This window comes from Psychrobacter sp. Sarcosine-3u-12 (genome assembly GCF_002836005.1).
GTDB lineage: Bacteria > Pseudomonadota > Gammaproteobacteria > Pseudomonadales > Moraxellaceae > Psychrobacter > Psychrobacter okhotskensis.
This window is the reverse complement of sequence record NZ_PJBY01000100.1, coordinates 55,468-74,759: the sequence shown is the minus strand read 5'-3', so window position 1 is coordinate 74,759 and position 19,292 is coordinate 55,468. Positions and strand designations below refer to the sequence as shown.

At 44.1% G+C, this 19,292-nt stretch carries 12 protein-coding genes; 9 read left to right on the top strand and 3 right to left on the bottom strand.

Features of this window, described 5'->3' with window-relative positions:
* Positions 1-376: 376 nt before the first annotated feature.
* The 7 genes from CXF65_RS08300 to CXF65_RS15280 all read left to right on the top strand — a co-directional run bounded on the left by CXF65_RS08300 (position 377) and on the right by CXF65_RS15280 (position 10,489).
* A complete protein-coding gene (locus CXF65_RS08300; RefSeq protein ID WP_025650508.1) occupies positions 377-1,717 on the top strand; it encodes an MFS transporter in 1,341 nt (446 codons plus the stop codon).
* 202 nt (positions 1,718-1,919) lie between these two features.
* Positions 1,920-2,558 (top strand): 2-polyprenyl-3-methyl-6-methoxy-1,4-benzoquinone monooxygenase, encoded by a 639-nt coding sequence (gene coq7 / locus CXF65_RS08295; RefSeq protein WP_025650509.1) that lies wholly within the window; start codon positions 1,920-1,922, stop codon positions 2,556-2,558.
* Positions 2,559-2,778: 220 nt separating this feature from the next.
* A complete protein-coding gene (locus CXF65_RS08290; protein ID WP_101211701.1) occupies positions 2,779-3,969 on the top strand; it encodes a hypothetical protein in 1,191 nt (396 codons plus the stop codon).
* A gap of 895 nt (positions 3,970-4,864) precedes the next feature.
* Entirely contained in the window at positions 4,865-7,342 is a 2,478-nt protein-coding gene (locus CXF65_RS08285) for an esterase/lipase family protein (RefSeq protein WP_101211700.1), read from the top strand.
* A gap of 420 nt (positions 7,343-7,762) precedes the next feature.
* A complete protein-coding gene (locus CXF65_RS08280; RefSeq protein ID WP_025650512.1) occupies positions 7,763-9,256 on the top strand; it encodes a cytochrome ubiquinol oxidase subunit I in 1,494 nt (497 codons plus the stop codon).
* Positions 9,256-10,272, top strand: coding sequence for a cytochrome d ubiquinol oxidase subunit II (cydB, locus tag CXF65_RS08275; protein ID WP_025650513.1), 1,017 nt, complete (start codon positions 9,256-9,258; stop codon positions 10,270-10,272). Before CXF65_RS08280 ends, cydB begins: the two co-directional genes overlap by 1 nt.
* Positions 10,273-10,372: 100 nt before the next feature.
* Complete coding sequence (locus CXF65_RS15280; protein WP_373299586.1) at positions 10,373-10,489, top strand: DUF2474 domain-containing protein; 117 nt, start codon at positions 10,373-10,375, stop codon at positions 10,487-10,489.
* 139 nt (positions 10,490-10,628) lie between these two features.
* On the opposite strand, the gene murU is transcribed toward CXF65_RS15280, so the two are convergent.
* Together murU and CXF65_RS08265 are read right to left on the bottom strand one after the other, a co-directional pair.
* The gene (gene murU / locus CXF65_RS08270; RefSeq protein WP_025650514.1) at positions 10,629-11,357 is read right to left on the bottom strand and encodes an N-acetylmuramate alpha-1-phosphate uridylyltransferase MurU; all 729 of its coding nucleotides are present in this window, start codon (positions 11,355-11,357) and stop codon (positions 10,629-10,631) included.
* Positions 11,358-11,431: 74 nt separating this feature from the next.
* Positions 11,432-12,541, bottom strand: a complete 1,110-nt coding sequence (locus CXF65_RS08265; RefSeq protein WP_025650515.1) for an aminoglycoside phosphotransferase family protein — start codon at positions 12,539-12,541, stop codon at positions 11,432-11,434.
* A 374-nt stretch (positions 12,542-12,915) separates the two neighbouring features.
* Between CXF65_RS08265 and CXF65_RS08260 the strand changes: the two genes are divergently transcribed.
* The gene (locus CXF65_RS08260) at positions 12,916-15,963 is read left to right on the top strand and encodes an LPS-assembly protein LptD (RefSeq protein WP_101211699.1); all 3,048 of its coding nucleotides are present in this window, start codon (positions 12,916-12,918) and stop codon (positions 15,961-15,963) included.
* 162 nt (positions 15,964-16,125) lie between these two features.
* Positions 16,126-17,535, top strand: coding sequence for a peptidylprolyl isomerase (locus tag CXF65_RS08255; protein WP_101211698.1), 1,410 nt, complete (start codon positions 16,126-16,128; stop codon positions 17,533-17,535).
* 586 nt (positions 17,536-18,121) lie between these two features.
* Here the strand turns inward: CXF65_RS08255 and CXF65_RS08250 are convergent.
* Positions 18,122-19,243: an endonuclease/exonuclease/phosphatase family protein gene (locus CXF65_RS08250; protein ID WP_198015400.1), complete on the bottom strand. Its 1,122-nt coding sequence runs from the start codon at positions 19,241-19,243 to the stop codon at positions 18,122-18,124.
* Positions 19,244-19,292: the final 49 nt, after the last annotated feature.

Genomic DNA, 19,292 nt, shown 5'->3' with positions numbered 1-19,292 from the left:
TTAACTGAGATTTTCTATGGCGACCGTACTTTTTTAGTGCTGGTTTTAGCGCTGAGCCTATCTCATCTGAACTTACTGACATAAGATAGGTAACTTTGAATGATACCGAGGCTTTAATCTCGCTCAAATTTTCAAAAAGTAACTTTTCAAAAGACAACCATGTAAAATTTACAAATCATAACTTAGTTAATTATGAAATCATAACTTCGGACGCATGTATTTTTGCCAAAGCCTTGCTATTATACGGCTTAATATTGATAAAACCTATGCTATATTTCGATAAGTTTTTGATACTGTTGATAATTAATGGCACCCGAATGCTGTGCTCAGCCCTTACCTCTCATCTATCAGCCGCGATCCATCTGTAGGAATTTTCATGGCCAATCAGTTTCAGTTATTTAAGCGCCGCCGTTTTAGCGCCATGTTTTTTACCCAGTTTTTGGGGGCGTTTAATGACAATATTTTTAAACAAGCACTCATATTAGTACTGACTTATACCGCTGCCAGTCAGTTGGGGATGGAAGTCAGTATCTTAAATAACTTAGCGGCAATGCTATTTATATTGCCCTACTTCCTATTTTCGGCACTGGCGGGACAAATTGCCGATAAGTTTGAAAAATCAAAGCTCACGCGCTTTATTAAGGTGCTTGAGCTGGTGATTATGGCGATTGCCGCCGTCGGCTTTGTTTTTGAATGGTACGGCTTGTTGTTTGTGGCATTGTTTTTGATGGGCACGCATTCGACCTTTTTTGGACCGATTAAATACGCTTATTTACCGCAAGCGATGAAGGAAGATGAGCTCGTCGGTGCCAACGGTCTGTTTCAGATGGGCACGTCGCTAGCCATCCTCCTTGGTATGATTATCGCCGGTGTCTTGACCCAGCTATCACAGTCGCTGTATTGGATTAGTGCCACTGTATTGGCGGTCGCTGTCTTGGGTTATTTGGCGGCTCGTTATATCCCTACCATGCCAGCCATGCAGCCGACGCTCAAAATTAATTGGAATATTTTTACCACCAGTTGGTCGACGGTACGCTATTTGTACTCGCTGCCGTTTTTATTCTTCGTCATTCTTGGCAACAGCTGGTTTTGGTTTTATGGTGCGACGTTTTTGACACAAACACCAGAATTCAGCAAGGTCATTTTGCATGGCGATGAGTCGGTGGTTATTTTCCTATTAACGCTATTTTCTGTTGGCGTGTCGATTGGGTCTTTGTTATGTAAAACCTTGACCAAAAACCAAGTCAGTTTACGCTTACTGCCCTTTGGTATTGCTGGTTTAAGTATTTTTGCTATTGATTTGTATTTTTCCTTGTCAGGTCTCAACATAGACGTTAATACTGAAACATTATTAGGCATTAGTGATTTGTTTGGTATGAGCGGCAGTTGGCGCGTATTTGCCGACTTGTTCTTTTTAGGCTTTAGTGGCGGTTTATATATCGTGCCTTTATATGCGTCTATGCAGGCTTATGCACCCAAAAGTCATCGCGCGCGTATCGTCGGTGCCAACAATATTTTTAATGCCATATTTATGGTCAGCTCAGCGATTTTTGCGATTGTGGTGCTCAACACCTTAGGATTGACGCTACCGCAATTATTTTTGGTTACGGGTGTGCTAAACATTGCTTTTGGCGCGTTTTTATATATTAAGCTTAATAAACACGTGCAGCATGCGGTCATACATACTAATGATGACGAGCTTAGCCGACAAGACTAAATGCCTAGAAGATCTAGCGATTATGAGTAGCGTTGGTGTTCACTAAATCATGCAGCCGATAATAGTGGTGCCGATAATTTATATTGTTTGCTATAGTAATGTGCATGAACAGAATATTGCTGCTTTAAAAAGCAAATATCAGCAATATCTTAATAAGAAGTTTTTTGATAACAATTAAAGCCATCAGGAGTGAATCATGGCCCTGCGTCCTTTATCCAAAATTGACCAGCTATTACTTGGGGTTGACAAGGCACTGCGAGCGGTTGTTCCGCATTCTAATCCCAGTACTCGCCCGTTGCCCGTCAGTAATGACGAGATTCCTGAGCTGACCATTACCGAAGCGCGTCACGTGGCAGGATTGATGCGCATCAATCATACTGGTGAAGTATGTGCGCAAGGCCTGTATCATGGTCAAGCCTTTACTGCTAAAGACACTGGCGTCAAACAAGCCATGCAGCATTCAGCCGAAGAAGAAGTCGATCATCTGGTGTGGTGCGAAACACGGTTAAAGGAATTGGGCAGTCATGCTAGCCTATTCACCCCATTGTGGTATGGCATGTCTTTCGGTCTTGGCGCGGTCGCCGGGGCTATCTCTAACGAGTTTAGTTTGGGATTTGTCGCTGAAACCGAAGCACAAGTCAGCGAGCATCTGCAAGATCACATTGGACAATTACCCGTGCATGATCAACGCTCAAGAGAAATACTGGCACAAATGGATATTGAAGAATGTCACCATCGCGAGCTGGCGCTAGCAAGTGGCGGCGCGGCTCTTTCACCACCGGTGCGTCAGACCATGCGCTGGATGGCCAATCGGATGAAAGCCACGGCTTATCATCTATAAATGAATAGCGAGTAGCGCCTCTCATCGGGTTTATTGAATCAGGTAATTTAACAATCCTACTACTGATAGCATTGAGCTTAATTTGCTAGGGTATTAAAAATTTGTTCGATTTTGCTTCAATAATATAAAAAATTTCTAAGCATACAAAATAGCGTCGATAATACAAAACAACTATCAATCGATTGTAAATAACGACTTAATAAACAAGGTAACGACTTTTATGAAAGCCATCAACCAATCCAGCTTGTCTAGCAATGCTACCAAAGCGCCTACATTTGCGACCCTAACCGCATTAGCCGCTGCCTGTGCACTGATGTTGTCTGCCCCTGTCAACGCTGCCGAAGCGGATAGCAGCGCTAACGCTAGCACCACTGCTACAAACCCTGCTGTCCCTAGTGCCATGGATTCAAGCAGACGTGTCATTCGTCTCGCTAAACCAAACGCTACTGCGGCTACTAGCACGGCTCAAACTGATGTACCATCAAATATGGCGTCCGCAAATAGCACTCAGTCAAGCAACGTCCTACCAACGAACCCTGCGTCAGTCAATGCTCAGCAAAACCGAGCTCCGCAGAACAACAGTGCTCAACAAAGTCAGGCGCCTTTAAGTAATGCACAGCCCTCAGCAGCAGTACCGCAAGCACCAACAGCAGCGACCCCTGAGCTAACAGGTACTACTCGAGTATATGAGCGTGGTCCAATGACTGCTACTGGCATTGATCTTCGTGGTGGTCAGTTGCCCAATATCCCAACACCGCAAGTACAACTTTCAAGCGTTAGCTTTGTACCGACGGTCTTAGTTCCACAGCAGCAAGGCTTGGGTACTGATAAGCTCGACGTTAGCTTGCTAGATGACTTTATCGAAGATGTCTCTCCTAACGCCCGTCACTATCCACCGAACTTCCCTAACCGCTCACAACGTCACTATACTCGTGAAAAAATCAAAGTATTGACTGAATGGATTGAGCCTTATGCCCAATCGCCAAACGCCTCTTATGACGTGCTGATTCGAGCGGCTAAGCTCAATGGTATGGGTCGTAACTTAGATTTAGGTTCAGACTATACGGTACGTGGCGGCAAATATGTCGACCGTGCTATCAAAATCAAACCTGACAGTGGTGAAGCCAACTTCTTATACGGCATGATGCTGTCAGAAGGTGGCGGCTTTAAAGAAGGTCAAAAATATCTAGACCGAGCCGTCTCATTGGGCTATACCGAAGCAGAACAAAGCTTGGCGCAGTCAGATTTATTGAGCGATCGCCGCGACAACGCTCTAGAACGTTTGCGTCGTCTTGAGCAACAAGTGCCTAATAATACCGTTATTCGTCAACAAATTAAGCTCGTTGAAGATGGTAAGTTTTATATTTGGGATATCCCAGCACCTGACATCGATGTAAAACCAGGGGCATAAACTCAGTTGTAAACATTATTCATTAGTAATAGTGACTTATAGTGTTATTATTGACTTATTAAAAAATGATTTGAGAGTAAAGCATATAGTGCCTTCTTTTTATATTGGTTTAGTATCAATAGGAAAAGAAGGCTTTTTTTGCAGATGATTTCTCGTTCAGCCAGTCTTATTTAATTAACTTCGCCAAAGTCGTTGCCAATTACTGCCAATGATTGTCGCTCCCTATCAATCACTGCCATTCACTATCAATATCCCCTTAGCCCCAAATCTGTTCGATAATCTAGGGCGTGTCCTCATTTTAGGTTAAAAGTTTGATACCCCATTACGCTTATTTTATCTTGTCCATTAGCGACGGCATTTGACTGTGAAGTTTCAAATATAATAGGGCGTGTTGAACATTCGATCATGGCACTGACAGAGACTATTTTTTAGGCGATTCAAAGATAAAAATAGTAAGTTTAGTCATTCTAAGCGTCTCTTTTTATCAAAGAATCAGCAAAAAATAGTCCTGTCCTTTTAGGCTGATGCTAAAATTGCCCCATACTGTGTTGCAAGTCTAGCTAAGATATCAACATAATCTTCGACTTGCGCCGTGTCTGGAACAATTTTAGCGATCAGCAGTGTCCATTTATGAATGTTCAACACGCACGCCCTAGTGAAATCCAAAAAGTTGCGCTACACTCATCCTGTTATACTGACTACTTATAGTCAATATATTCTAAAAGCGCAACGGTAGTGCTGATATCAATTTTTTATAGGCTCTGTCTGGTAGCCTCTGTCTGCGTAGGCACAGCAAGCAAGAAAAATGGATATCAACAGTGCATAATGGTTCGATATTATGTTTCACTCACTATATCTATCTTATAGGCTTGACTATTATTTACTGGAATCCCCTATGACTTTCGCTCGCTCTGTCAGCAATCCGGCCACACACGCTATTAAAAAAACAAAGCCTGTCATTCTATTAGGGCTAATAACAGCCGTGGCGCTACTACCTGCCTGTAGTACAGTTTCTGTGACACAACAAGCCTCAGCAAAGACCATTTCTGCACAGCGTGGCAATATCGTCACAGACGATGAGCTCAGTAGCGACACAGCATCGGCTTTATTGTCAGCAGGACTTAATGAGCAGGCCTGTTTTCAGCAGTTTGACTTGTGCTTGACGCAGCTTACTGACAGTATGCTTAATGAACATTATCGTCCAGCGCTGTCCGTTTTTGCCGAGTTACATTACGCCAAAGCTCGCCAGCTTGCCGAGTCTAAAGAGTGTCAGAATACGCTCGCCCGTCCGCCGCTTGATCCTTATTATGCCAATGCACCTCTGAGCGATGATGAGGCTAAAGAGCAGCAGAAAAATACAGATGCCTGCTTGATTAGTTATCAAGGTCGACTATTCGATGCCATTAAGTTCAGCTATACCTATCTGTTTTATGACAGTTTAGCGCATGATTTTGAAGGGGCAGATAAAGCAAAAAGCCAAGCTCAGGCCAAAAACCGCATTCCAACTGACATCGATATCCAAACCCAAGACATTTATAACTCAGCCAGCAATGACGTCATTACCCAGCTATATCAGTCGGTAGATGGCGCAAATAAACTCATGGGCAATACCAAAGTAGAGTATCTACCGATGAGCACCACTGTGCCCGATACTGGCAGCCAAGGTGCTATTGCAAACCATGCACCTTTAAAGGGTAAGCCTACTGACCAAGTCAAGGTCATGAAGGTACAAGTAGACCGCTATGATCTCAATATTTTTCTGCCTAACGAAAGTAACTACCTTCAAAATGCGCAAAAGCAAACCTCAGCGCTCGCCGATTTGGTGTCCACTTATGATCTACGTCTCTCGGGTCTTAACTCAATCAGTAAGCGCCCAGGACTGGGGATTAGCTTAGTCGCGTCACTGAATGATCGCTATACCACCACTGTGCGTCAGCTCTTGGTTTCATCGCTGTCGGGACGACTGAATAAAGACACGGTCGATGGCAAAAAGGATGATAGTGCGCCCAGCTCACGCATTTACCCCACGGGTCATTTATTGATGACGGGCCTAATTAAGCCCGCTGGCGATAGCATACTGGATACGCTCAGCAGTCATCAGCTCGATATCCACTTATACAACCCTCATCGTAGCGAGAGCGCCACTATCTTGGGTGATAACTATCCACTGGCGGCGAACTTCTCTGCCGGTTATGGACTATGGCTGGCAGAAAACCAGCTCGATGGCGTTGGTTACTTAAATCTAATCACCCGCCAGAAAGAAGCCAGCTTACCCAAACTGTTTATGCTAGAGCCTTACGATCCTGATAAACGGGTCATCATTATGGTGCATGGCTTGGCGTCTAGCCCCGCCACGTGGGTAAATTTGACCAACGATATTTTTAATGATGATAAGTTGCGCGATAATTATCAAGTGTGGCAGGTTTTTTATCCGACCAATTTACCTATTTTAGAGAACCGCTATCAAATTCAGGAGCTGATCAAGAGCACTTATCAGCAGACCGATCCTCAAGGAGGCAACCGTGCTAGCAAAAACAGCGTCATTATCAGTCACAGTATGGGCGGTATCATCTCTCGCATGATGCTGTCTGATGATAATCTTGCCAATAACTTAGACGCTTTAGAGGATAAAGACTTGCTCGAAAACAGCAGTAAACGCCAAGTCGATGAGATGCTAAAACAAGCCTTTGCTAATGATGAGCTGCGCAACCGTTTTGAGCTACATAGGCTGCCACAGGTCGACACTGCTATCTTTTTATCCTCGCCCTTTCAAGGTACCGACTACGCTGATCGCTGGTTTACTCGAGCACTACGCCGCATCGTTTATTTACCGGTTGGCTTGGTAAAGACCCTCACTGATAACTTGGCTACTCTCGCCATTCAAGGGGATTTGGCACAAAATCCTTTAGGTGCACTGTACCTACAGAACGGTGCCAGTCAGTTAAGCGATAAATCGTCTTTTATTCAGCTGACCAAAGATATCAAGATCAATGACGACATTACTTATCATTCGATCATCGCTAACAATGATGCCGACATCACTAGAGGCTTGGCGCAAATGCAGCCCGGCGGTGCAAGAATTGACTTATCTCAAGAGATATTAGAAGACAACAGCGAGAGTGCGCGCACAAATGATGGCCCCAAACCTGCATCTGAGTCAACCAATAAGCCCCTCGTCGCTGCGGTGACTGTCGATGAAGATATTAGCCAAGCACTGACCGAGCGCTTATCAGATGGTATCGTTCCTTACACCAGCGCCCATCTCGAAGGCGCCACCTCAGAAACCATCATCACAGGTGGTCATAGTATTCAAGAAAATCCGCAGACCGTGTTGACCCTGCGACGGATTTTGCATCAACAATTGCAGCAATGAGGCTCGTCTAATTGACAAGATACTGACTAGGGCGTGTCCTCATTTTAAAAATGGTATTGATAATAAATACTAAACACCCTCTATGCTTTTGGGCTATGTTCATTTATCGACAGGGTATTTCTTCAAGTAAGTTTTGGTGACTGGTAGGTGTGCGACCAGTCCCATAGGTAACTTGCGTGTGTACTTAGGGTGGCGCATACTACATTCATTGTAAATGACAGTAATATATTAATTTATAGGGATATAAATTACTTCATTCAGCTAGACAGTATTAGCTCAGCCGCATTTGATAAATTGATAGTGGTTGCTAACTAATACTGAGCCATTGCCCGTAACACTTATCATCCTGATTTACGGACAGCTACTTAAGCGTGTCATGGAAGCCTGCGCTATTCAGCTAACAGATAAAGGTAACCGTTTATGTTCGCTACATTTATGATTGACCAGCTTGATGCGCTGATGCTCGCGCGAATTCAATTTGCTTTTGTTATCTCATGGCATATTGTCTTTCCAGCTTTTTCCATCGGTCTTGCCAGCTTTCTAACGGTCTTAGAGTTCCGCTGGCTCAAAACTGGTGAGCCTATTTATGCCGAAGTTTATAAGCACTGGGTCAAGATATTTGCCGTAGTGTTTGGGATGGGTGTAGTATCGGGCGTGGTAATGTCTTACCAATTCGGTACTAACTGGGCCGTATTTTCTGATAAAGCCGGTAACGTCATAGGCCCACTACTTGCCTACGAAGTATTGACCGCCTTTTTCTTAGAAGCGTCGTTCTTAGGCATTATGCTGTTTGGTTGGGGTCGCGTCAGTAAACGCATGCACCTTGCTTCAACAGCGATTGTCGCTATTGGTACGCTAATATCTGGTTTTTGGATTTTGGCTGCCAACAGCTTTATGCAGACGCCGCAGGGCTTTATGGTCGGTGCTGATGGTTTGCTCTATCCAACCAATTGGCTTGAAATTATCTTTAACCCCTCATTCCCTTACCGTTACGCGCATATGATGACTGCGGCATTTTTGACCACAGCTTTCGTTATCGGTGGTATCGGTGCGTATTATCTGCAATCCAAAAAGCATGTTGAACATCGCAAACATGGTCGTGTCATGCTCGGCATGGCGATGGTCATGGCCATCTTTGTTGCGCCAGCACAAATATTTATTGGCGATATGCATGGTCTAAATACTCTAGAACATCAACCTGCTAAAGTCGCAGCGATGGAAGGTCTGTGGGAAAATGAGCGCGGTGCACCGCTTGTCTTATTCGGTATTCCAGATCAAAAAGCAGAAAAAAACCATTATGAAATTAAAATCCCTTATGTCTCGGGCTTAATTTTAACGCATTCATTAGACGGCGAAGTTAAAGGCCTTAAAAACTGGGCGCCAGAAGATCGGCCCTACGTTCCTATCGTCTTTTGGTCATTCCGCGTTATGGTGGCTATCGGTACATTAATGCTGCTTGTTGGTCTATTTAGCCTTTATAAATACTTTAAAAAACAACAATTCGATCCTGAAAGCAAATGGTTCCACCGTGCGTGGATGATGATGACGCCGCTTGGTTTTATCGCGATACTCGCCGGTTGGTTTGTGACCGAAACTGGTCGTCAGCCATGGACAGTATATGGGGTGATTCGTACTGCTGAGAGCATGTCACCGGTTGCAGCACAGCAAGTCGCAACGACACTTATAGGATTTATTGTGCTGTACGTCTTTGTATTTGGTGCAGGCAGTTTTTATATCTTACGCCTGATTGCTAAAGGTCCACAACCTTATGAAGATCCAGCAGATGACAACTTCTATGAGCATTCTATCACTGAAGGTCAAGGTCGCACGTTAAGTGGTGATAGTAACGTCAGTGAGAAAGTAGAAGATTTGGATAAACCTGCCGATGACGTCGATGATGGAGGGTTACGCTAATGTTTAACTACGGTGATGTATTAGATTTACCTTTAATTTGGGGCGGATTAATTGCCCTATCCGTCTTCATCTATGTCCTGTTGGATGGTTTTGACTTAGGCTGTGGTATTTTGTTCCCCTTTGCCGGCTCAGACAAAAACCGTAGCCGTATGATGAACTCTATTGCTCCCTTTTGGGATGGTAATGAGACTTGGTTGGTATTGGGTGGTGGTGGTTTGTTCGCTGCTTTCCCAGTGGCTTATGGCATCATCATGACCGGTTTATACCTGCCTGTGACTGCCATGCTATTTGGTCTTATTATGCGCGGAGTGGCGTTTGAGTTCCGTTTCAAAGCCTCTTCACGTCGTCATGTATGGGATACGTTCTTTTTCGTCGGCTCAGTAGTGGCGACATTCTCGCAGGGTATTATGCTTGGGGCGTTGGTGCAAGGCTTAGAGGCGAGCAATCGTCTGTATACTGGTGGTCCATTTGACTGGTTCACCCCCTTCTCTATCGTCTGCGGCTTTGCCCTGATAGTCGGTTATGCCTTGCTTGGCTCTACGTGGTTAATCATTAAAACCGAACACAAGCTGCAAGTATGGGCACGTAAAGTGTCTGGTTGGATATTATCGGCATTGGTATTGGCGATGATTGTCGTTACCGTGTTTATGTATTTTTCAGATATCGAAGCCCTCGAGGGTTGGTTTAGTTTGCCGGGTGCGTTATATCTAGCGCCAATGCCAGTTATCGTGCTGCTGCTATTCTTTTTCATGCGTAAGGATTTACGGACTGAGCGTGAATATCGCCCCTTCTTAATGACCGTTGCGCTGTTCTTGATGGGTTATATTGGCGTCTGTACAGCGTTGTTCCCTTATATAGTACCGTACCAAATGACTATCTATGAAGCGGCCGCTGCTGATACATCGCTGTCCTTTATGCTCATTGGTGCGGGTATTATGTTGCCGATTATCTTGAGTTATACCGCTTTTGCCTATTACACATTTAAGGGTAAAACGGATCACGAGCATATGTATTAACGGCTATATGTTAAGGAGAATCAGCCTTCGCTACTATTACTATTCTTGGTAGCGAACGCTTAAGATCATTAGCGCCTTAATACGTCACTGGGAGACGATTATGAAAAAACTCAGCAAAAAACAATCACAATGGGCATGGTTCATTGGTCTATATATAGCAGGATTTGCCGTTATTTTTACCATTGCCCAATTAATAAAGTTGGCAATGGGCGTGTAAAACCTGCCCTATTTCGCTAAACAAAAGCGCCGCATTGATTGTAAATCAATGCGGCGCTTTTTATGATCTTCGTTAAAGTAAGATTGATTGAAGTAAGATCTATTAAAGAATTATTAATTAATATTAATATCCCCTAAAGTTATGCACCGCGGTGGTTAGCCACGCCATGACTGTCAATAAATTCGTTGACCTGCGTTAAGCGCTCAGGTGTACCCACGTCTATCCAATTATCACGAATAACTTCCGCCGTAATCTGGAACTTAAGCATCGCTTGCTTAAGCAGAGGCGCTAGCGCAGCGGGTTGCCCGCTTACCAGCCCATCGACCAATCGTGGCGACATTACACTAATACCAGCAAAGGTATATTTGTCTGCATCACCAATTGGCTGCTCACTAGCCAGACCATTATTGAGCGCAAAATCACCACCGTTATTATGCTCTGGATTGTCAATCAACAATAGATGCGCCCGTTGATCAGCACCCAGCTCATAATCCTGCAACTGAGCAAAATTATACGTCGTCCAGACATCGGAGTTGACTAAGATAAATGGCTCGTCTTGTAACTTACCTGTTTGTAACGCTTGAAAAATTCCACCAGCGGTCTCTAAAGGTTCGTCATCTTCTCGTGACCAGTGCAACTTGACCCCGTAATCGCTACCATCACCCAAGGTATCCATAAGCTTGTCAGCAAGCCACGAGGCATTAATCGTAATATCAGTAATCCCCGCTGCTTGCAGTGCCTTAATATGCCAGACAATCAGCGGCTGACCGCCTACCTCGACTAATGGTTTGGGCGTCTCAAGTGTCAACGGACGCAAGCGCGTTCCCTTGCCAGCAGCTAAAATCATTGCTTGCGTAATGGTAGACATGCACGCTCCTTATTCAATTTATAATGATAGTGATAGTGATAGTGATAGTGATAGACGCAGCTTATTAGCCCTTTTTATAACGAGTCAAACTTATCTTTATAAGCCGGTAATACCGTGTCTTTTAGCCATTGATTAAATGGCAGTAGCGCTTGCTTCATCGATTCATTACCATGCTCAGCAAGCCAATTTAGCTCAAGTACTAGATCTCGCATGACTTTGGGAATATCAGCCAAATAACGGTCTTTACCATCGCGCTTAGACAAACGGATAAAAATCCCTAATACTTTGAGATGCCGCTGCACGCCCATCACATTCATATCATTTTCAAGCTGCTCAACACTATCGGCGGTGGTGAGCGCTGCTTGCTGCTGCAATTGCCAAAAGTCACGAATCCAGTCAGATATTTGATGCTCTGACCACTCAACATAAGCATCACGCAACAATGACACCAAATCATAAGTGTAAGAGCCGATCACCGCATCTTGAAAATCTATCACGCCCAAACGCGTGGGGTCGGCTTGGTCTTGCATAAGATTGCGGCTGTGATAATCACGATGCACAATCACTGCAGGCTGCTGTAAAATCTCTTGTATCAATACCGTTTTTACGTTATTCCATAAGTCCTGATTCAGCTCTACATCAATATAGGGGATAAACCAATCGCTAAATAAATCCATCTCGCGGTTCAGTAATGCTGTGTCATAATCGGGCAATTGGTGCTGCACTCTGGCAGTCTCTACTGGCACAGTCTGTAGGGAAACCAAGGTCTGCATGGCCAATTGATAATAATCGTTGATCTGTTCAGGCGTCGCCTCGACGAGTAAATGGGCAAACTCAATCGTACCAAAGTCTTGTAACACCAAAAAGCCTTTTGCCACGTCTTGCGCAACCAGCGTTGGCACATTGATGGCGGGTGTCATTAGCTTCGCAACATTAATAAACTGCTGCAAGGCGTCTTGCTCATCAGCAGAATCCATGACAATATAACGCGCAGTGTCAGCATCGTTATCAACCAATTGGATACGGTGATATTGGCGGGCACTTGCGTCACCAGGCAAACTGTCGAGCACAAACTCTCGGTCGATGAACACTTGTTGCAACCAATTCTCTAGCTGCTGTTGGCGGTTATTCCTATCGTTCAGAGTGGCATTCAGAGGGGTATTTAAAGGCATGGTATCAGTCATAGAGGGCATCGCAGGTTAAATATAAGTCATAAATCATTAAAGTAGTGATAAGTCAGGCAAAACCTTGCTAAAATAGTGGCAGCTTGATTGACAGTATCTGTTGTAATATAGGTATTGACACATAGTTTTATCAACGCGCTAAGCAATAATCTAAAAAACGGCTTGGCGATGTTATAAATTTTGGTAAATAGTGTAGCTGATTTGGTTTTTTTTGACTATGATTAGTCGTCATTATATGTAAAACACCCAAATTTTTGAGATTATATGATTAGTTCCTGATTTTTTAATCATTAATGAGCCGCTAAATATAGCTAAAATACGGCTACTAAACTAAATATCGTCATTCAATAGGCTCTGCAATCATAGGTGTGCCCTTGTTATATTCTCCGCTTTACCAAAGCATCCGTTTGGTTTTATTTGGTGCCTTAGGCTTATCAAGTTTGACCGTCAGCGCAGCACTTACCAATGCTGACGCACAGACGACCGCATCTTTGCCCGCTGATACTACCAGCAGTTATGTCTCTGACCTAACCGGCGATATCAATACCGACGCCAATACCAATGTCAACGCTAATGTCAACGCCATCAATCAAGACATTAGTTACCAGCGTGCCGCTGCGCAGAGTAGTGTTTATGAAGCAGGCGAAGAGACTGTAAATGCTGCCTCTGAGAGCAGTAATCTTGACTTAGATACTGGCAGCACCCTCGATAATGGCAATTTAGACATCACTGAAATCGCTAACAATAGTGATGACGATGCACAAGCTCAGGCACAAACGCAGAAAAAACCCTTAGCGGCTGTCAGCGACAATGATGCAATCGATACCAGTGACGAGAGTATTCAAGACAGTTTACGGCGTTTGGCAGAATTTTATGAGCTCACCCCTGATACTGACTTATCAACGCAAAACGCTAGTGACAAACCCGTAGAGTCTGAAGATGACACTATCCAGAACACCCTAACACCTGCCACGCAAACCATCCCAAAAGTAGGCAAAAACTTGCGCCTACTGCCGAATGCTGTCGATAGTGCCCAACGCTGTGAAGGTCAATGGGTCTACCCACAGCAAAACGCTAATTATCAGCGCGCCGTCAATGAAGCGGCAATGGATAGTGGCCAGACGGCAACCAATCTAAATGGTGTGGCTAATAATCAGGCGCCTTTATTTGCAGAGTCTGATTATGGATATTATGACAATGTCGACTATGCCGAGCTCTCTGGTAATGTGATTGTCGATCAAGGGACTCAGCATATTGAAGCCGATAAAATCGTGCTGGACTTAAGCAGTGGTGTTACCGCAGCGCAAGGCAAAGTAATGTTCACCGATCAAGCGACTGGCGAGCAAGTAACACGTGCCAATACTCAAAACAATACTCAAAACACTGCTACAGGAAATATCACCGATCAGGCGGCAAAAGGCGGTCTTATTGGTGTCGCAGACAGTCTGGCTTATAATACCGAAACGGGACAGTCCACAGCCAATGATGTGGCATTTGCTAGCGTAGAACTCCAAGCACATGGCTATGCCAAACGCCTCAACCGACCTAACGACAGCCAGTATGAGCTTGATCGAGTCATGTTCAGTACCTGCCCACCAACTGACCGCAAATGGCAGTTTGATGCCAAAAGCATTGATTTAGATACTGAGACAGGTCGCGGTAAAGCTTACAATACTACTTTCCGTATTGCAGATGTTCCGGTGTTTTATCTGCCTTATTTTAACTTCCCCATAGACAGTCGGCGCAGTACGGGGTTTTTATTACCGAATGCGAGTGTCAGTAGTAAAAGCGGACTTGAGGTTGATATCCCATACTATCTCAATTTGTCACCTAATTATGATGCGACGATCAATACACATATCTACAGCGATCGCAACCCGATGCTCGCAGGTGAGTTTCGCTATTTGACTGAAAATTATGGCGAAGGAATTTTTAACGGCTCGTATTTGCCGAACGACAAAGAGTATAACGACGAAGATCGCGCCAGTTTTTTTTATGATCATTACTGGTCATCAAATAGTATTCCACGCTTAAGTGGCGATGCTAAATACAGCTATGTGTCGGATGAAGATTATATTAACGACTTTGACACCCTAGGCTTATCAGACAATACTTTAAACTTACCGCGCCGTGCTCGACTTAATTATTATAATGACTATGTGAACGGTGAATTAAAAGTCGAAACCTTCCAAACGCTCAATGCTTTTACCGACAATGGTCAGCCATTACAAGACAAAGACAAGCCATATTCACGTTTACCACAGCTCAAACTTGATTACCGATTGCCTTGGGCAGAGCGTTTTGATATTACGGGTGTCCATGATTCTGCTTATTTCAAAAAATCTATCGATGATGGTTCTGAAAATGAAAAAAGCGGTGCGCGAATCTATAATAAAATTAGCGCCGCTTATCCGATGGAAAAGTCATGGGGTTATATCAAGCCCAAAGTCAGCCTACAACACCTGTATACCTCTTATGATGAGGACAGCTTAGCGGACAATCAACTCAATGATCAAGATGGTAGCCAATCGGTATTTGTGCCGCAAGCCAGTATTGACGCAGGTCTAAACTTCTATCAAGCAGGCTCACCTTTTGGGGCTTTTGACGATACGCTGGGTGGCTATCGCCTATTAAGTCCGCGCTTGAAATACACCTACTCACCGTTTAAAAACCAAAACGACATCCCTAACTTTAACACTCGTATTGCTTCCATTAACTACGAGCAGTTGTTTTCGGACAGTTGGTTTTTAGGGCATGATCGCTTGCAAGATTTGCATTCTATTACCCCTGGGGTTAATTATCGTTACATCGACGCAACGGGTGTGACACGTTTTGATGGTAGCATTGCTGAGCAGTTTTATATCGATGATGGGCGCGTCACCCTTGAAAACCAGCAACCCGTTTTTAGATCTTCCTCTTCTGGAATGGTCTGGGATACCAGTACGCAACCTTATAATAATGTTTGGGTGGATGTTAGCGGCGCGCTCACTGACAGTTATGACTTGAACTATATTACGACTGAATTGCGTTATCAGCCATCAGATAACAGCTTGTTTAATATCGGATTTGTGAAGCGCCAGCGCGATGAAAATACCAATCAGTTGCCGCTATCAGCTTTTACTGCCTCAGCTGTTTTCCCAATCAACAATAGCTGGCGAGTATTGGCTCAAGGTCAATATGATTATAATCGTAATAAAATGCTCGATTCGTTGGTCGGCATCGATTATGAGGATTGCTGTTTTGGTTTTGCCGTTTATGGTCGTCGTTACTATAATGACTTGAACGTCAGAGACAAACCAACACAAGCGATTATGGCAGAGATTAGATTGAACGGTCTTGGTAGCAATAACAGCCGTTTGACACGATTGCTCGCTGATAAAGTTTTGGGCTTTGAACCTGTCCAAACTGCATGGAAAGACTAAAAAGCGTAAATAATGCTATATTAAATCATTGTTTTCGTTACTACTTACACAACCTTGTTCGTAATCCTATTATGGACAACCTTATACAGTATTTGCTTATTAAAAGTATTGGATAGCGTTGACCGACTACCATCCGATGCGATGACATTGATGAGGAGCATCATGAGATTTTTTTCTTTACGTCAGACCAGCCGAGCTGTACTGCTTTCTATGAGTATGAGTGCAGGCTTTTTACTTAGTTTCAGTGCTCAAGCTGCTACCGTTAATGCTGCAAAAGCACCAACGCCTAAAGCAAACGCTGCTGCTGAGCAAAGTAACGTCAATCGCTTGACCCCAGCCAACAGTACCGATGGTATCATTGCTTTAGTCAATGAAAACGCTATCTTAAAAAGCGACTTGATGGACGCAATCACCCAGACCCAAGCACGCGCCCAAGCGGCTGGTGAGCCGATTGCCAATTCAGCACAGCTACAGTCTGAAGTATTAAATGCTCTCATCTTGCGTGAACTACAACTGTCATTGGTTAAACGCGTCGGTCTAAATCCTGATGAAGCTGAGATTAATCAGCGTCTTGGTCAAATCGCTCAAGCTGAAGGGCTTGGTAGTATCGCCGCTTTGCAGCAACGCCTAGATGCCGCGCAGCCCGGAAGCTATGCGACCCTGCGTGCTAAGCTGATTGAAGATGCTGCGATTCAGTCTCTACAACAACGTCAAATCAGCAATCGTGTACGTATTAGCGAGCAGGATATCGATGCATTTTTGGCCTCTCCAGAAGCCAAGCGCCTAAACCAAAGCGAATACCAGACCGTCCATGTACGCGTGCCTTATATGGATGACTACAGCCGACTGTCAGAAGCTCAGCGTGAAGAAGCACTCAAAGTAGCACAAGCACTACGTGCGCGCTTGCTAGAGCCCAATGTCGACGTGGCTGCAGCCGTTACTGCCAGCCAAGGTAGCTACCCTATTCCAATACAAGGTGGCGATATGGGCTTTCATAAAGCCGCCGCTCTCCCGACCGAGCTATCGAGCGAGATTACCAAGCTTGATGTCGGCGCAGTAAGTGCCCCATTAGTGACGCCAGAAGGCATTGATATCATTAAGCTCGCTGATAAAAAAGACAGTGATAAAATGCTTGTGCCGCAGTGGCATACGCGTCATATCTTAATCAAAGTAGATGAGCTACAAACGGATGCGCTTGCTGAGCAAAAGATTAATGATCTGTATGAGCAACTGCGCAGCGGTGCTGACTTTGCTGGTCTGGCATCGACCTATTCAGACGACCCAGGTTCTGCAGGACGTGGTGGCGATCTAAATTGGGTAAGTGCAGACGATATGGTTGGACCGTTTGAAGCAGTGATGAAAAATACAGCAGTCGGTGATTATTCTGCGCCTTTTAAAACCCAGTTTGGCTGGCATATCCTAAAAGTAGAAGGTCAGCGCCAAGAAGATGTTAGTGAACAATATCGCCGTAGCATGGCACGTCAAGCGTTATATCAACGTCTAGCACCGCAAGCCAAAGAAGACTGGCTACAAGAGCTACGCGCCGGTGCTTACATCCAAGTACTTGGTTAATATCTTAGCAATGCGCTAATAAGTGGCATCTTAGTAAAAATAGTTGAATAAAAAGGGATATATGCCAATGCATGTACCCCTTTTTTGTATTAATAACTCATAGGTGTTTTTTCTTCTTACCTAGGAAAGCCTGTTTTTGTTCTTAGTAAATTACTTAGAAAGTTGGATATAGTGAGTGAAAAGTAATATTGATACATTATGCACTGCTGATATCATTTGATATGCTAGAAACTGCTACTTTATTTATCAGCTCATAATAATACACAAAGAAAAGCCCCGAACCTAGGGCGATTGGTTCGGGGCTTTTCTTTGTGTATTATTATTATTTCTTCCATTCTGACTTATCCTAAGTCGTAAACAGTAACTTATAAGACAGCGGGCTGACCTGTGCTTAGATTGTCACTGCCTCAACACTGCATCCTTGCCTATCCTTGTGTTGATGATTGTATTGTAGGGCAATTGGTTAAAGACCACTAGAGGCTAAAGACCTTATTTGACGTAAGCATTTGCTTACGTTTTGAGGAAGCCTATTGGCGTAGCCCTTAAGACTATAAAGGTTTAGCGAAAATACTAGGACATTCTCTAACTACGACTGCTCTGCTGCATGCTCTTTTGAGACTTTACAGCCTTCTTTTTTGCCAGCTTCGATTTTATTTTCTGTTTCTTTAACATCTTCTGCATTAGCAGTAGGAGCATTTTGCTCTTGATTGCTGGCTTCTTCTGGCTCATATTGTAAGGTCGTCATGACCGGAAAATGATCGGAGCCAATAGAGGGCATACGTCTGATATCAACCACGGTAAAGCAAGCACTATGGAAGATATGATCCAGGGCCCAACGTAAAAACGGATAATTGACATGGAAGGTATTGATAAAGTGACGACCAATACGAGGATCTAGTAGACCTGAGATACGTTGGAAGCGGCGCGTTGTCTTTGACCAAGCCACATCATTAAGATCGCCAGCAAGTATCGCCGTTTGCTCATTTTCTTTGATATGTTTGCCAACCATAAGCAGCTCTGCATCACGAGTCGTTGACTTATCCGCTTCCGTCGGGCTTGGCGGCATAGGATGCAAACAATATAACCAAATCACTCGTCCGCTTTGTAAGCGCAGCTGCGTGTGGATAGAGGGAATATCATCAATCATTAAATATTTGACTTTAGGATTTATCAGCTCAAGCTTAGAATACAGATGCATGCCGTACAGGTTATCCAGCGGTACTTTTACGGTATACGGATAGTCTGGCTCAATTTGCTGCAGGGCTTTTTCCCACTTTTTATCACTTTCTAGGGTAATTAAAATATCCGGCTGTCTTTGCTTGACTAAATCGACCAGTTTTTGCGTTTCGTCATTAGGGGTTAAGACATTTGATACCATAATTTTGAGTTGATGATCTTCGCCATCTGGCTTGTCCTTGGCACTTTGTACTTCTTTTTTCCACAATTTGGTATAAGGCAATACCATTCTCAGCTGAAAGGCCAAAGTCAGGCTTAAGACGACAAATAACAGCCACTGCCCTAGCTGCCATTGTGACCAAAATGCGAGCATGCCAACCCAAGCAACGACGCCAAGCACCATTATTTGAATACGAGGGAACTCAACGCCGCGCACCCACCAATTATCAAGAGGCAACAAACCCCAAATCGTCACAAACGCGATGAAACCAGCTAAGCACTGCGCGCCATAATATAAGAGGGAAAGATCCATAATGTGTAGTAACCGTTTATTAAGTGGATGACAAAACCAATAGTTCTTA

What these genes read in the sequence shown, in the direction of transcription:
- CXF65_RS08300 (WP_025650508.1), top strand. Translation starts at nt 377, where the DNA reads ATGGCCAATCAGTTTCAGTTATTTAAGCGCCGCCGTTTTAGCGCCATG.
- CXF65_RS08290 (WP_101211701.1), top strand. Translation starts at nt 2,779, where the DNA reads ATGAAAGCCATCAACCAATCCAGCTTGTCTAGCAATGCTACCAAAGCG.
- CXF65_RS08285 (WP_101211700.1), top strand. Translation starts at nt 4,865, where the DNA reads ATGACTTTCGCTCGCTCTGTCAGCAATCCGGCCACACACGCTATTAAA.
- CXF65_RS08280 (WP_025650512.1), top strand. Translation starts at nt 7,763, where the DNA reads ATGTTCGCTACATTTATGATTGACCAGCTTGATGCGCTGATGCTCGCG.
- cydB (WP_025650513.1), top strand. Translation starts at nt 9,256, where the DNA reads ATGTTTAACTACGGTGATGTATTAGATTTACCTTTAATTTGGGGCGGA.
- CXF65_RS15280 (WP_373299586.1), top strand. Translation starts at nt 10,373, where the DNA reads ATGAAAAAACTCAGCAAAAAACAATCACAATGGGCATGGTTCATTGGT.
- murU (WP_025650514.1), bottom strand. Translation starts at nt 11,357, where the DNA reads ATGTCTACCATTACGCAAGCAATGATTTTAGCTGCTGGCAAGGGAACG.
- CXF65_RS08265 (WP_025650515.1), bottom strand. Translation starts at nt 12,541, where the DNA reads ATGACTGATACCATGCCTTTAAATACCCCTCTGAATGCCACTCTGAAC.
- CXF65_RS08255 (WP_101211698.1), top strand. Translation starts at nt 16,126, where the DNA reads ATGAGATTTTTTTCTTTACGTCAGACCAGCCGAGCTGTACTGCTTTCT.
- CXF65_RS08250 (WP_198015400.1), bottom strand. Translation starts at nt 19,243, where the DNA reads ATGGATCTTTCCCTCTTATATTATGGCGCGCAGTGCTTAGCTGGTTTC.